Consider the following 13,853-nt stretch of genomic DNA (forward strand, 5'->3'; position numbering starts at 1 on the left):
ATCAGTCCAGTTTATCGGTAAGCCGTATGAAAACCTTCTTGGGCTCGGCGCCCTCGTATAATACTTTATAAACCGCGTCGATAATCGGGGTTTTGCTCTTGCGCTTATGCTGTTTGGCTATGGCATAAGCACTTTCAGCAGCATAATAGCCTTCTGCCACCATATTCATCTCCATCATGGCACTTTTGACCGTGTATCCCTTACCGATCATGTTTCCAAACATACGGTTGCGGCTGAAAACCGAGTATCCGGTAACCAGCAGATCACCCAGGTAGGCCGAATTATTGATATTGCGTTTCATCTTATGTATACGCTTGATGAATCGTCGCATTTCCCTGATTGCATTACTCATCAATACTGCCTGGAAATTATCGCCATACCCCAAGCCGTGAGCAATCCCGGCGGCAATGGCATAGATATTCTTAAGTACGGCTGCATATTCGGTACCGATAATGTCATCACTGATCTTGGTCTTGATATAATCACTGGCCAGCAAGGAAGCCATCAACTCGGCTTTTTCCTTGTCAAAACAAGCCACAGTTAGATACGAAAGCCTCTCAAGGGCCACCTCTTCAGCATGACAGGGCCCTGCAAGCACCCCGATATTTTCATAGGGAACAGCGTATTTATCGTTAAAATAGTCGCCCACAATCTGTCCGCTTTCAGGCACTATCCCTTTAATAGCAGAGAAAATGATCTTTTTTTCAAGGGGAAGCTCCAGCTTTTTCAGCTCTTCACCCAGGAAGGCAGAGGGAATGGCAAAAATCAGGTAATCTGCCCAGGCGACCAGCTCATTGATATCGTTAGAAAGTTTCAGCTGTTCGGTATGGAACTCCACAGCACTCAGGTAGTTCGGGTTATGCTGTTGATTCAGAATGTGTTCTTTGGCATACACACTTCGCATATACCATCCCACCTGTTCACAGTTTTCACATAACATTTTGACTATCGCTGTAGCCCAGCTGCCTCCTCCGAATACCGCGATCTTTTTCGTTTTTACCATGGGTTGAATATCTATGGGGTCAAAAGTAACAAAAATGAGCGATTCAAATTTTCTCAACGCTACAACAAAACTCTAAAGTGCTGAAAGAAAGACATTAACGAAATTCACTTCAAAACTTTAACTTTTCCTTATTATGAATCTGCACAATTTAAAAGCCCTGGGACCCGTTATCCTAATAAATCACTAATGGTTAAGCAGCAATTATGGCACGGTTTATGTTTAAAAATAAACATAATTTGAGTTAGCATTCTGCTTAAAAACTTAAGTTAAGTTAGTTGATTTTTTTGGTTGGTTATTTAGTTGGAAAACCGCTTCAGGTACTACCTGAGGTGGTTTTCTTTTTTTATTAATAATCCAGGATTTCATCGATTCTGCACAATGAAAGCCCCATGGTTGTCAGTATATACTCAGAATAATATTCGAAACACAGCTTGACCTTTTTTTAGCATCTGACTGAATTTGAGTATTTTAGCGCGTACCCCCTTCGGTAAAATAAAAACAATTATATGGGACTCATCACATTCATCACAGATTCAGGAGCAAAACTATTCAGCACCGGGAACAATGAAGATGCCGAACAAAATAAAGAGAAGCAATCTAAAAGCCCTGAAAATAAAAAAGCTGCCAAACGCTTAAAGGAAACCATCGCCGACCTGAAACTCGAAGTAGATGATTTTGAGATCAGCATCGAAGGCGATACGGCCAGGGTCGAAGGCAAAACCGCCGACCATAAAACCCGTGAAAAAGTCGTACTGGTCATCGGTAACCATAAGGGTATAGCGGTGGTTGATGATCGCCTGCAGGTTAGCGGGAATTCGCAACCGGAATCGAATTTCTATAATGTCATATCAGGAGACAGCCTAAGTAAGATCGCAAAGGAATATTATGGTGATGCCATGAAATACAACCTGATCTTCGAAGCGAACAAGCCCATGCTTAAAGATCCGAATAAGATTTACCCGGGACAGGTGTTGCGCATACCTTCCGAAGATTGAACAGAACAGTAAGGGTTTTATATTACGAACGGTAAAAATTATTATGATCGATATACTCCCATACACTTTCAGGCAGTAAGGGTCTGACTTCTTTTCCTTCACCGATCGCCTTTCTGATAAAAGTTGATGAAATCTCCATCTGTGGAGCATTTACAATGGTAATACCGGCTTGCGATTCGGGTATCTCGCTATCAGGCATCTCCCCGGCATTACGCGGATAGACATATATGGGGTGGTGCTCCAGTATATATTCAAAGTTCCTCCATTTGCTCAGACTTCTCAGATTGTCTTCACCCATGATCAGGGAAAATTGATACTCAGGGTATTTTTCTTTCAGATACGCCAGAGTATTAACTGTATAATTGGGTTGATCCAAACCGAATTCTATATCGCTGGGACGAAGTTTAGGGAAGGATTCTGTGGCCCTGTACACCATTTCATACCGATGCCGGTCGTCTAACAGGGTCTTCTTTTTTTTATGCGGATTATGGGGGGTTACCACCAGCCACACCTCCTCCAGATCACTGTATTCTGCAAAGTGATTGGCAATGATCAGATGTCCGATGTGTATCGGATTAAAGGTGCCAAAGTATAAGCCGATTCGCTTCATTGACCGGTACCGGTTTTCAGGAAGTCTGCCACAAGATCATAGGCCTCCTTTTTAGCTGTGTCCAGATCATAATTTTTGATAATGGTATCAAATTGCGGAGCCGTAGCCAGCTCTACCGAAGCCTTGGCAATTCTCATGTTGATCCGGTCTTCGCTCTCAGTACTTCGTTTCTTCAGACGCCGTTTTAGTTCATCAACACTTGGCGGCTTCACAAATACGGCGAGTGTCCGGTCGGGAAATTTCTTCTTTATTCTCAGACCCCCGGCCACATCGATATCAAAGATCACGTGCTTGCCCTGTGCCCAGATACGTTCCACCTCGCTTTTCAGGGTTCCGTAGAAATTATCACGGTAGACCTCTTCCCACTCCAGGAAATCCCCGCTTTTTATATGGTCTTTAAATTCTCTTAAAGAAATAAAGTAATAATTCACTCCGTCTTTTTCGTCACCTCTGGGCTCGCGTGACGTAGCTGAAATGGAAAATTCCAGCCCCAGTTCCGGGTGTTCAAGCAAATGTTTTACGATCGTGGTTTTCCCACTTCCTGAAGGAGCAGAAAAAATGATGAGCTTTCCCTCTTTGGTGTTTTTATCAGCGCCGTTTGTGTTATCTTCCATAAATACTAAAGCACATTGAGTATTTGTTCCTTGATCTTCTCGAGATCGTCTTTCATTTGAACCACCAACTGCTGCATGGGGGCATAATTGGCTTTAGAACCAATGGTGTTGATCTCCCGACCGATCTCCTGGCTGATAAAGCCGAGTTTCTTGCCGTTCGACTCCTTTGACTCCATGGTTTCCAGAAAATATTTCAAATGGTTGGCCAGTCTGACCTTTTCCTCTGTGATATCAAATTTTTCTAGATAATAGATAAGTTCTTGTTCGAAACGGTTCTCGTCTACCTCTTCTTTTACCTCAGCCAGAGCCTTTTCCAGTCGCTCCCGTACCGCAGCGGTACGATCAGGGTCGATCTTCTCAACCTCCTCCAGGCCGGTCATAATGCTTTTGATACGCTTAACAAAATCTGCCTCGAGACTGGCACCTTCCTGTGAACGGAATTCATTGATATTTTCAAGAGCCTCCTGCAAAGCCTTCTCTATGGTCTGAAATTCACTTTCATCGATCTCTTCCTTTTCGCTTTTGAGAGCATCGGGCATTCTGATCGCCATTTTAAGCAATTCCAATCTGTCGCTCTCGCTACCGGTATCTCCGATAACATGGCTTAACTGCTGCATGTAATTTCGCACCACACCGGGATTCACAGAGGTGGGTGCCTCGTCACCGGTGATCTCGACATACAGCGAAAAATCAACCTTACCCCGCTGAAGATTATTGGCAATCAGGTTGCGCAATTCCAATTCCTTCTCTCTGTAGTTGGAAGGAATCCTCGCATTGATATCAAGGTTCTTGCTATTAAGTGATTTGATCTCTATGGTGATCTTTTTGGCCGGAAGCTGAATAACGCTTTTGCCAAATCCGGTCATGGATTGTATCATGTTCGAAGAATTATTCCTGCAAAAATACGAAAATGATGTTTGCTGCCTAAAACAAAAAACCCCGTTAAAAAACGGGGTTCTTGAATATATGGAGGAAGTTATTAATCTCGTATTACAATTGAGTTAGCGTTGTCCCAGGTAGTTACACTGGCTACCCGGCTATCAAGATAATTTACCTCCTTAAGCTCTTCTCCACACCAGAATAACCACTTACCGGTTTTTTCACCCTGCTGGTACTCTCCCATAGCGATTTTATCGCCTTCCTTATTAAAGGCTTTCCATTCACCATGTACTTTCCCGTTCAGGTAAAAACCTGTTTGGGCGATAATACCGTTATCGTGAAAATAGGTGGCTTTTATTACGTTATTTTCCAGTACCTCGTACTGAGGTTCTATTTTGTTTTCCTGAGCTACAACAACAGCAGAGAACAAAAGGGCAAGGGTAAAAATGAAATTTTTCATGAGTTTGCTGTTTTTAAAAGTTACTTCATCATAATCTTAACATAACAAATATACTTAATAATTTACTTTCAGGCAACGTTGACATAACATTAAATTAACATTGGAGGTTAAAATCCTGATATCTAATGTATTAATATTGTTTTCACCCCGGAAAACCACGCTAAAAACCGGTTTCACCCCTTTATTTGTATAAAGTATACAGTCTGCACCTTACGATCTGCAATTCATCAAACCCAAAGCCGGTAATCAAAAGAAATACATAGCGGCAGAATCGGCAGTTCTTCTTAACTTTGCCCCCTGAAAATTGAAACTGCATCATATGTACAGAAGTCATACTTGCGGCGAGTTAAGAGCCACAGATATAGATAGTGAAGTTACCCTCTCGGGATGGGTTCAAAAGGTTCGAGATAAAGGATTTATGGTTTGGGTTGATTTACGGGACCGCTATGGTCTGACCCAGCTTATATTCGATGAAGAAAGAACGCCTGCCGAGGTATTTACCCGCGCCAAGGAACTGGGCCGTGAATACGTGGTACAGGTGAAAGGGAAGGTGATCGAAAGAGAAGCCAAGAATGATCTGATGGCCACAGGAGCGATCGAGATACTCGTAGAGGATCTTCAGGTATTAAACAGTGCCAAAACTCCTCCTTTTACCATAGAAGAAAATACCGACGGAGGGGAAGATCTGCGCATGAAGTACCGCTACCTGGATATTAGACGTAACCGGGTGAAAAACAACCTGATCTTCAGGCATAAGGTATCTATAGCTGTTCGCAACTATCTTTCTGAACATGGTTTTATTGAGGTGGAAACCCCTTACCTGATCAAGTCGACTCCCGAAGGTGCCCGTGATTTTGTGGTTCCTTCCCGCATGAATCCCGGTGAATTCTATGCCCTGCCACAATCACCCCAAACCTTCAAACAGCTGTTAATGGTGGGAGGTATGGATAAGTACTTCCAGATCGTAAAATGTTTCAGAGATGAAGACCTCAGAGCTGATCGTCAGCCTGAATTCACACAGATCGACTGTGAGATGGCCTTCGTAGACCAGGAAGACATTCTCAGCACTTTTGAAGGACTGACCCGCTTTTTGCTGAAGGAGATCAAAAATGTAGATGTTGACAGTTTTCCACGCATGACCTATGATGAGGCCATGAAGAAATATGGAAATGACAAGCCGGACATACGCTTCGGAATGGAATTCGGAGAACTTAATGCCGTTGCCCAAAATAAAGACTTTAAGGTTTTTAACGAAGCTGAACTGGTTGTAGGTATCGCCGTTCCCGGTGCCGCTTCCTATACGAGAAAAGAGATCGATGCTCTCATCAACTGGGTAAAGCGACCTCAGATAGGTGCCATGGGAATGGTCTATGTAAAATGTAATGAAGACGGTAGTTTTAAATCGTCTGTAGATAAGTTTTATGACCAGGAAGACCTTGCAGCATGGGCTGAAGCCACCGGAGCAAAACCGGGTGACCTTATCTGTGTGCTTTCAGGAGAAACCCACAAAGTACGCACTCAGCTCAGTGCACTGAGAATGGAGCTCGCCGAGCAACTCGGCTTGAGAAAGGCCGATGAGTTCGCTCCACTTTGGGTGGTTGATTTCCCGCTTTTGGAATTTGATGAGGAAAGCGGACGCTACCATGCTATGCATCACCCATTCACCTCGCCTAAAAAAGAAGATATCCCGCTGCTTGAAAGCGACCCGGGTAAAGTTCGGGCCAATGCCTATGACCTGGTATTGAACGGAAACGAGATCGGCGGTGGTTCCATCAGAATTTTCGATAAAGATCTGCAGGCAACCATGTTCAGGCATTTGGGCTTCAGCAAAGAAGAAGCAGAAGAACAATTCGGCTTTCTGATGAATGCCTTCCAATATGGAGCTCCTCCTCATGGAGGTATCGCTTTCGGTTTCGATCGTCTGGTAGCTATTCTTGGCGGACAGGAAACAATCAGAGACTTCATCGCATTCCCGAAAAACAATGCCGGAAGAGACGTGATGATCGATGCCCCTGCCAGAATTGACAACGAGCAACTGGAAGAACTGCAATTAGAGATCAAGCAGCCACAGCCCGAAGCATAATAAAACCCATCCCGATCTCCGTTTTCACGGGGATCGGGAATTATCTATCTTTAAGATCAGCAAAAGCCACACCGGTATCATATGGCTACTTCGAGCGGTAAATCTTTCCTGAGACGATTCCTGATATGGAAGTATAAACATATTTCTGAACAGAACTTTATCTATCTCAGCAGTATCCTGGTAGGTTTTACATCGGGTATCGCGGCGGTCATTCTAAAAAACCTGACTCACTTTATCCAGCTCTTCCTGGAAGATGGCCTCATTCAGGATTACCACCACGCCTTGTATTTTGTATCTCCGGTTATCGGTTTTGCCCTTGTCTACCTGATCATCAGATACGTGATTCGCCATAGGGTAAATCACGGGATTCCCTCGACGCTCTTTGCCATTTCAAAACGGAAAGGAGTTATGCGAAGATTCCAGATGTTCGGTTCCCTGCTAACAGCACCTGTTACGGTCGGTTTCGGAGGGTCTGTCGGACTTGAGGGACCCACAGTGGCCACAGGTGCCGCAATCAGTTCCAATCTTTCCCGATTGTTTCATTTCAACCAGGCCACCCGTACCCTGATGATCGGTTGTGCAGCAGCCGGTGCCATGGCGTCGATCTTCAAGGCACCTATCGCAGCCATTATCTTCGCGGTGGAAGTATTCAGCCTTGATCTTACACTGGCATCCATGATCCCCCTGGTCTTTGCATCACTCTCCGGAGTGATCACTTCGTATTTTTTCTTCGGAAGTGATATCCTTCTTCCTTTTAAGATCGATGAAAAATTCATGATCGCTGACCTGCCTCTGTATCTGCTTCTGGGAATCATCTCAGGTTTCGCTTCCATCTATTTCGCCCGGGTGTATGAAGAAATGAGTTCGGTCTTCGAAAAAATCGGCTCCCCCGGCAAACGTATAGCTATAGGAGGACTGGGTATCGGAATCCTGTTGTTTTTTATCCCTCCTTTATATGGAGAGGGTTTTGATGTGATCAACAACCTGGTACAAGGAACTCCTGAGGTGGCCCTGGAGAACAATTTTTTCGATCTGGATCTGGATAATGTGTGGGTGGTCATCGCCCTGCTGTTCGGTCTGGTCATCTTTAAGATCTTTGCGACTACCCTGACCTTTGGTGCCGGAGGTGTGGGAGGGATCTTCGCTCCCACCCTGTTCATGGGAAGCATCCTGGGCAATTGTGCCGCCAAGATACTCAATAACCTGGGAGCACCGGGAATCTCGGTTTCCGAAAGCAGCTATACCCTGGTGGGAATGGCCGGGCTCATGGCCGGGGTACTGCACGCCCCGCTTACAGCCATCTTCCTGATCGCTGAGGTGACCGGTGGATATGACCTGTTCATCCCCCTGATGATCACAGCCGCCACCTCTTATACCCTGACACGTTATTTTATTCCGCATTCGGTTTATGCTATGGAACTGGGAAGAAAAGGAGAACTTATCACTCACGATAAAGACCATGCCGTACTTACTCTTATGGACATTAACAGTGTGATAGAGACCAATTTCGTGCCCGTTTATCCCGACATGACCCTTGGAGAGATCCTGACAGAAGCGGTAACCCGTTCAAAACGGAATATCTTTCCGGTGCTGAACAGAAATACCAAATATCTCGAGGGTATTATTTTACTCGACGACATCCGACCGATCATGTTTGATCAAAAACTATATGATGAGCTCACCGCTGCCCAACTTATGAACAACCCGCCTGCTGTTGTCAAACTCGATAAAGACAAGATGACCCGGGTGATGAAAAAATTCCAGGACAGCGGCGCATGGAACCTTCCCGTTACCAAAGACAATCAATATCACGGCTTCATTTCAAAATCCAAGCTACTCACAGCTTACCGCAGAAAATTGATTAATTTTACACAGTAGATCATGAAAATCTTCCTCAAAATACTATTTATCAGCATCGTAGTGGCCGGTTGTGTGGGGTACTATTTCAAGTTCCGGGAAGATCACCTTACCGGTGACCGTATCATCGGAATAGCCGTACTCGCTTTCTCGTTTTTATTAATGCCTCTTTTCATATTTCACCGATCGAAAGGGAAACAATTAAAAGACTACACCTTTACCAAAGAAAACCTCGACAGGATGAACGAGAAAAAAAATAAAAATCAGTAAATCAGGAGGTTTTAATAAAATTTCATCTAAAAACTATTTGTATAGAAAATTAAAACCCTACATTTGGGCCTTTAATTAATTATTTATTTTATTTATTTTTTTTATGACTGGTACAGTTAAATTTTTCAATGAATCTAAAGGTTATGGATTCATTACCAACGATGACACCGGAAGAGATATCTTCGTACACGCAACATCTCTAGACGGAGTTGAATTGAACCAAGGAGACAAAGTAGAATATGTCGAGGAAGAAGGAAGAAAAGGTATGGTAGCCGCACAAGTGCAGGTTATCGGCTAAAACATATGTTTTATTTTGTAGTAAGAAAATGCCTCCATCCGGAGGCATTTTTTATTAGTTCAAATTGCGTTTCTCAATAAAAAACCGCTTGAGAAGAACCGCAGCCTCAGCCTCCAGTATCCCTGAACTCACCGTTGTCTTTGGGTGAAGCTTCCCTCCCATAGTGAGAAAACCGCGCTGTTCATCCCTGGCAGCAAAAACAATACGATCGATCTGACTCCAATACAAGGCCCCGGCACACATCTGGCAGGGCTCCAGGGTTACATACAGGGTACAGCCCTTCAGGTATTTCCCTCCGAGATAATTAGCCGCCGCTGTAATCGCCTGCATTTCGGCATGTGCCGTAACATCATGAAGCATCTCGGTAAGATTATGAGCCCGGGCAATGATACGATTCTCTGCCACGATAAGGGCCCCTACGGGTATTTCGTTCTTTTCAAAAGCCGCCTCAGCTTCCTGAAGCGCCTTTTTCATAAAGTATGTGTCGTCGAATGGTTCTATCATATCTGCAAAAATACAATTTATAATATGCGAACTTGTTATCTTTGACCTCTGTCTTCTGTTCAGCAGAAGACCTATTGCTTTACCGTATGGACACATCATTTCTCACCAGAATCAATGACCCGGAAGATCTAAGAACTCTTGGTGAAGATCAGTTAGCGTTAGTAGCCACAGAACTCAGGGAGTTCATAATCGATATCGTTTCCACTAAAGAAGGGCACCTGGGAGCCAGTCTGGGCGTGGTAGAACTCACCCTTGCCCTTCACTATGTCTTCAACACCCCCGACGATCAGCTGGTATGGGATGTGGGCCACCAGGCATACGGACACAAGATCATCACCGGCCGTCGTGATATCTTTCATACCAACCGCCAGGCGGGTGGTATAAGCGGTTTTCCAAAAAGAAGCGAAAGCATTTATGACAGCTTTGGTACCGGTCACAGTTCCACCTCAGTCTCTGCAGCTCTCGGAATGGCCCTGGCTTCAAAACTGCAAGGTGATACCGAACGTAACCATATCGCAGTAATCGGTGACGCCTCGATTGCCAGCGGAATGGCCTTTGAAGCGCTCAACCATGCGGGGGTAAGCGATGCTAACCTGCTGATCATACTTAATGACAATGCCATAGGGATCGACCCCAGTGTGGGAGCCCTTAAAAATTATCTCACCCGGGTTAAAAAAGACCGGTCTTTTTCCCAGAGCAATATCATAAAAGCCCTCAACTTTGATTACACAGGCCCCATAGACGGGCATGATATGAGTGGGCTTATTAAAGAATTAAAACGTCTCAAAGACAAGAAGGGTCCGCGATTTCTGCATGTGGTCACCACCAAGGGAAAAGGATTAAAAAGTGCAGAATTAGACCAGGTGCGCTATCATGCCCCCGGAAAGTTCGACAAAAGAACCGGAGACCTTATCAGGGATGAAAATTCCAAACACCCGCCTAAATTCCAGGATGTTTTCGGGCTTACGCTTCTTGAACTCGCCAGAAGCAACCCAAAGATCGTTGGAATTACCCCGGCCATGCCAACAGGCAGTTCCCTGAAATATATGATGGAAGCCTTTCCCGAAAGGGCTTTTGATGTAGGTATCGCCGAACAGCATGCCGTAACCCTCGCAGCAGGTCTCGCCACCAGAGGAATGATACCTTTTTGCGCCATCTATTCCACATTTCTGCAACGTGCCTATGACCAGGTGATACATGATGTCGCCCTTCAGCAACTTCCCGTTGTACTCTGTCTCGACAGGGCGGGGCTGGTAGGAAATGACGGGGCCACACATCACGGAGTTTTTGACCTGGCCTTTCTTCGTCCCATACCGAACCTGATCATCTGTGCCCCGAGAGACCTCATTGAACTGCGCAACATGATCTTTACCGCCCAAAGCGGAAGCCTGAAAGGACCCATTGCGATTCGCTATCCCCGTGGTCGCGGACAGATATCGACCTGGGAAAAGCCTTTTTCACCTATCAGAATAGGGAAAGGTGAATGCCTCCAGCAAGGCGACACCTATGCTGTCGTAAGCATCGGGACCATAGCCGACAACGTATCAAGGGCCATAAGAATACAGGAGAACCCCGATCGTTTTGCTCATTACGATCTTCGTTTTCTGAAACCTCTCGACAAAGAATTGCTGCATGAGGTATTCGGAAATCACCAGGGTGTTATCACGGTTGAAGACGGAGTTATAAAAGGTGGTATGGGTAGTGCACTGGCAGAGTTTGCACAAGAGAATGGATATCGCGTACCCATCAGAATGATCGGAATACCCGATCGGTTTATAGACCATGGAAGTACACATGAATTACAAAAAAATACCGGGCTGGACCCCGAATCACTGGCACAAGTATTGAGAAAGCCTTTTTCATAAAGCATTTTTTTTACACCTTTGCAGCTTAATAAACTCAGATGAAGTACGGTATAGCGCTGGTAATTTTACTCCTGACCTTTACTTTACATGCCCAGAATGACAATGAGATCCTGAGACCGCCACGTATCCCTGATACGGCACTGGTAATCAAAAGAGATACCATTAACTTAAACCGGCTGATCAGGGAATATCAACCCCCTCCACCGCGCTGGACAGAAAAGAACAGGATCGGACTCGACGTGAACGAGATAGCCTTTGTCAACTGGAATGCCGGTGGTAACAACGCTATCTCAGCAAGGGCCAATGCCCTGTTTTTACGCAATTACAAGTTCAGAAACGTTCAGTGGAACAATGAAATGATCCTGAAATACGGGGTCAATGCGCAGGAAGGACAATCCATTCGAAAAACCGATGATGAAATATCGGTAAACTCGACCATGGGATATAAAATGGATCAGCTTTCAGACTGGTATTTTTCAGGAAAATTAAATTTCAACACCCAGTTCTCAAACGGTTTCAGGTATCCCGACACCGAAACACCTATCTCAACCTTTATGGCTCCTGGCTATTTATTCCTGGGTATCGGAGCAGAATATTCTCCTGAAGACAAAGACTTCAACCTTTATGTATCTCCGGTAACCCAAAAGTCAACATTTGTATTAGACCAGCGCCTGGCAGACCAGGGGGCTTTCGGAGTCAGGCCTGCCCGCTTTAATGGCTTCGGAATGAAGATCGAAGACGGGCAGCGGGTGTATACAGAGATCGGTTTCCTGCTCACCAATTCGTATCAAACCAAGATTCTGGAAAACATCTATCTTTCGAACCGTATCAATCTATACACCGATTACCTGAACAATTTTGGGAATATCGATGTAAACTGGATCGTTGATCTGGAGTTCAGGGTGAACGAACTGGTTAAAGCCACCTTTGGCTTTCACGTGATTTACGATGACGATGTGAAATTCGTCGAAGTGACCAATGCCAACGGAGAGACTTCTAAATACGGCGCCCGTATTCAGTTCAAACAATTGCTGGGTATCGGCGTGGTTTATGATTTTTAGATCAGTGCACTTCCGTTGATCCGGTTGAACAGGTTCAACGCATTACCATCGGTCAGTCCTGCCACATACTGTGAAACCCCCAACAATACATCGTATTCATTATCTCCGGTATAATAATGTTCAGGTATGAGCTTCAGAACGAGTTTATGATAGTGGTCGGCATTTCCTGTAAATCGGTGCATGGCAGCTTCAGTAAAGGTTTCCAGAAGGGTTTTCAGTATGCGAAATCCGGCGATCTCTTTTTGAACTACTTCATCGCTCTGGTAAATTCGTTCCACACTGATTTTGATAATATCAGAAACCTGTGCCTTATAAGCCGAATGATCCATAAGTGACTGATGAAAATTCCCTTCCAGAATCGCTTCTTCGTTTTCAATAAATACCCGGCAGGCATCTTCTATAAGTGCACTTATAGCCAGGGCTCTCAGGTACCCTAACCTGTCTTCACGGGTATCAAGCGCACTGTACTTTTGGGTGTTGATCTTTTTCCGAACCAGTTTGATCAGGTATTCCAGAGCGTAGTCTTCGTCGATCAGCCCCAGATTGATCCCATCTTCAAAATCAATGATGGTGTAACAGATATCATCTGCCGCTTCCACCAGGAAAGCCAAAGGATGCCTGCTGAACGAAATACTTTCTCCTGTTCCGGTCGCAACCAGCCCCAGACTTTGTGCTACGTCACTGAACTTTTCCTTTTCAGACTGAAAGAAACCGAACTTTTTATCGGCTATACGATTACTTGGCTTTTTCGGCAGCGACTCCTTAGGATATTTCATAAAGGCACCCAGGGTTGCATAACTCAACCGTATCCCGCCATCGATACCTTTTCGACTCTGAGTGAGTATCCTGAAACCATTGGCATTACCTTCAAAATCGACCAGGTCCTGGTACTCTTTATCAGACAGTACCTTGCGGTACTGCTTCCCCACACCGTTTTTAAAGAAATTCCCAATAGCCTTTTCACCGCTATGACCGAAAGGCGGATTCCCTATATCATGTGCCAGGGCAGCGGCGGCTACGATGGCACCAAAATCGTTAAACCTGTAACCATGCACCTCTTTGAGGTAAGGATATTTAGTCAACAGTTTTTTTCCGACCATACGGCCCAGGCTTCTCCCGACTACCGAGACCTCAAGACTGTGGGTTAACCGTGTATGTACAAAATCGGTCTTAGAAAGAGGAATCACCTGCGTTTTATCCTGCAGGCTTCTGAAAGCTGAGGAAAATATGATGCGATCATAGTCGACCTCGAAGCCAAGACGGGTCTCATCCTGTTCCCTTCGCAGTCTTTTATGTGTATCACCGTATCGTTTAAGCGAAAGCAGTTCTTCCCATTTCATCTGTAGTGGTTTTA

Annotated in this window: 14 protein-coding genes; 7 read left to right on the forward strand and 7 right to left on the reverse strand. The window is 44.9% G+C overall.

What is annotated here, in order from left to right; translation table 11 throughout:
- Position 1 precedes the first annotated feature (1 nt).
- Entirely contained in the window at positions 2-1,003 is a 1,002-nt protein-coding gene (locus tag K7R10_RS08225) for an NAD(P)H-dependent glycerol-3-phosphate dehydrogenase (protein ID WP_224484202.1), read from the reverse strand.
- A 506-nt stretch (positions 1,004-1,509) separates the two neighbouring features.
- Between K7R10_RS08225 and lysM the strand changes: the two genes are divergently transcribed.
- The gene (gene lysM / locus K7R10_RS08230; protein ID WP_224484203.1) at positions 1,510-1,998 is read left to right on the forward strand and encodes a peptidoglycan-binding protein LysM; all 489 of its coding nucleotides are present in this window, start codon (positions 1,510-1,512) and stop codon (positions 1,996-1,998) included.
- Between the two features lie 22 nt (positions 1,999-2,020).
- On the opposite strand, the gene nadD is transcribed toward lysM, so the two are convergent.
- The 4 genes from nadD to K7R10_RS08250 all read right to left on the reverse strand — a co-directional run bounded on the left by nadD (position 2,021) and on the right by K7R10_RS08250 (position 4,561).
- Positions 2,021-2,608: a nicotinate (nicotinamide) nucleotide adenylyltransferase gene (gene nadD / locus K7R10_RS08235; protein ID WP_224484204.1), complete on the reverse strand. Its 588-nt coding sequence runs from the start codon at positions 2,606-2,608 to the stop codon at positions 2,021-2,023.
- Positions 2,605-3,222 carry a guanylate kinase gene (gmk, locus tag K7R10_RS08240; RefSeq protein WP_224484205.1) on the reverse strand — a complete coding sequence of 206 codons (618 nt, stop codon included), beginning with the start codon at positions 3,220-3,222 and terminating at the stop codon, positions 2,605-2,607. Before gmk ends, nadD begins: the two co-directional genes overlap by 4 nt.
- Before the next feature lie 5 nt (positions 3,223-3,227).
- On the reverse strand, positions 3,228-4,100 hold the full coding sequence (locus K7R10_RS08245; RefSeq protein WP_224484206.1) for a YicC/YloC family endoribonuclease: 873 nt from the start codon (positions 4,098-4,100) through the stop codon (positions 3,228-3,230).
- Positions 4,101-4,201: 101 nt separating this feature from the next.
- A complete protein-coding gene (locus K7R10_RS08250; RefSeq protein ID WP_224484207.1) occupies positions 4,202-4,561 on the reverse strand; it encodes a toxin-antitoxin system YwqK family antitoxin in 360 nt (119 codons plus the stop codon).
- 319 nt (positions 4,562-4,880) lie between these two features.
- Here K7R10_RS08250 and aspS point away from each other — a divergent pair, with 319 nt between their 5' ends.
- The 4 genes from aspS to K7R10_RS08270 all read left to right on the forward strand — a co-directional run bounded on the left by aspS (position 4,881) and on the right by K7R10_RS08270 (position 9,069).
- Positions 4,881-6,644, forward strand: a complete 1,764-nt coding sequence (gene aspS, locus K7R10_RS08255; protein WP_224484208.1) for an aspartate--tRNA ligase — start codon at positions 4,881-4,883, stop codon at positions 6,642-6,644.
- Between the two features lie 81 nt (positions 6,645-6,725).
- Positions 6,726-8,522 (forward strand): chloride channel protein, encoded by a 1,797-nt coding sequence (locus K7R10_RS08260; protein WP_224484209.1) that lies wholly within the window; start codon positions 6,726-6,728, stop codon positions 8,520-8,522.
- A gap of 3 nt (positions 8,523-8,525) precedes the next feature.
- Positions 8,526-8,771, forward strand: coding sequence for a hypothetical protein (locus K7R10_RS08265; RefSeq protein ID WP_224484210.1), 246 nt, complete (start codon positions 8,526-8,528; stop codon positions 8,769-8,771).
- Between the two features lie 103 nt (positions 8,772-8,874).
- Positions 8,875-9,069, forward strand: a complete 195-nt coding sequence (locus K7R10_RS08270; protein ID WP_224484211.1) for a cold-shock protein — start codon at positions 8,875-8,877, stop codon at positions 9,067-9,069.
- A 54-nt stretch (positions 9,070-9,123) separates the two neighbouring features.
- Here the strand turns inward: K7R10_RS08270 and K7R10_RS08275 are convergent, their stop codons facing one another.
- Positions 9,124-9,573, reverse strand: a complete 450-nt coding sequence (locus tag K7R10_RS08275; protein ID WP_224484212.1) for a nucleoside deaminase — start codon at positions 9,571-9,573, stop codon at positions 9,124-9,126.
- Between the two features lie 86 nt (positions 9,574-9,659).
- Here K7R10_RS08275 and K7R10_RS08280 point away from each other — a divergent pair, with 86 nt between their 5' ends.
- Entirely contained in the window at positions 9,660-11,438 is a 1,779-nt protein-coding gene (locus tag K7R10_RS08280; protein ID WP_224484213.1) for a 1-deoxy-D-xylulose-5-phosphate synthase, read from the forward strand.
- 38 nt (positions 11,439-11,476) lie between these two features.
- Positions 11,477-12,499 (forward strand): DUF3078 domain-containing protein, encoded by a 1,023-nt coding sequence (locus K7R10_RS08285; protein WP_224484214.1) that lies wholly within the window; start codon positions 11,477-11,479, stop codon positions 12,497-12,499.
- On the opposite strand, the gene K7R10_RS08290 is transcribed toward K7R10_RS08285, so the two are convergent.
- Positions 12,496-13,839 carry a deoxyguanosinetriphosphate triphosphohydrolase gene (locus K7R10_RS08290; RefSeq protein ID WP_224484215.1) on the reverse strand — a complete coding sequence of 448 codons (1,344 nt, stop codon included), beginning with the start codon at positions 13,837-13,839 and terminating at the stop codon, positions 12,496-12,498. The two genes, K7R10_RS08285 and K7R10_RS08290, sit on opposite strands and share 4 nt — an antisense overlap.
- Positions 13,840-13,853: the final 14 nt, after the last annotated feature.

The organism is Robertkochia aurantiaca (genome assembly GCF_020166495.1).
GTDB lineage: Bacteria > Bacteroidota > Bacteroidia > Flavobacteriales > Flavobacteriaceae > Robertkochia > Robertkochia aurantiaca.

Bases quoted from the DNA above. Each gene is read 5' to 3' on its own strand.
- K7R10_RS08225 (WP_224484202.1), bottom strand. From the start codon at position 1,003: ATGGTAAAAACGAAAAAGATCGCGGTATTCGGAGGAGGCAGCTGGGCT.
- gmk (WP_224484205.1), bottom strand. From the start codon at position 3,222: ATGGAAGATAACACAAACGGCGCTGATAAAAACACCAAAGAGGGAAAG.
- lysM (WP_224484203.1), top strand. From the start codon at position 1,510: ATGGGACTCATCACATTCATCACAGATTCAGGAGCAAAACTATTCAGC.
- aspS (WP_224484208.1), top strand. From the start codon at position 4,881: ATGTACAGAAGTCATACTTGCGGCGAGTTAAGAGCCACAGATATAGAT.
- K7R10_RS08285 (WP_224484214.1), top strand. From the start codon at position 11,477: ATGAAGTACGGTATAGCGCTGGTAATTTTACTCCTGACCTTTACTTTA.
- K7R10_RS08280 (WP_224484213.1), top strand. From the start codon at position 9,660: ATGGACACATCATTTCTCACCAGAATCAATGACCCGGAAGATCTAAGA.
- K7R10_RS08260 (WP_224484209.1), top strand. From the start codon at position 6,726: ATGGCTACTTCGAGCGGTAAATCTTTCCTGAGACGATTCCTGATATGG.
- K7R10_RS08290 (WP_224484215.1), bottom strand. From the start codon at position 13,839: ATGAAATGGGAAGAACTGCTTTCGCTTAAACGATACGGTGATACACAT.
- K7R10_RS08245 (WP_224484206.1), bottom strand. From the start codon at position 4,100: ATGATACAATCCATGACCGGATTTGGCAAAAGCGTTATTCAGCTTCCG.
- nadD (WP_224484204.1), bottom strand. From the start codon at position 2,608: ATGAAGCGAATCGGCTTATACTTTGGCACCTTTAATCCGATACACATC.
- K7R10_RS08265 (WP_224484210.1), top strand. From the start codon at position 8,526: ATGAAAATCTTCCTCAAAATACTATTTATCAGCATCGTAGTGGCCGGT.
- K7R10_RS08250 (WP_224484207.1), bottom strand. From the start codon at position 4,561: ATGAAAAATTTCATTTTTACCCTTGCCCTTTTGTTCTCTGCTGTTGTT.
- K7R10_RS08270 (WP_224484211.1), top strand. From the start codon at position 8,875: ATGACTGGTACAGTTAAATTTTTCAATGAATCTAAAGGTTATGGATTC.
- K7R10_RS08275 (WP_224484212.1), bottom strand. From the start codon at position 9,573: ATGATAGAACCATTCGACGACACATACTTTATGAAAAAGGCGCTTCAG.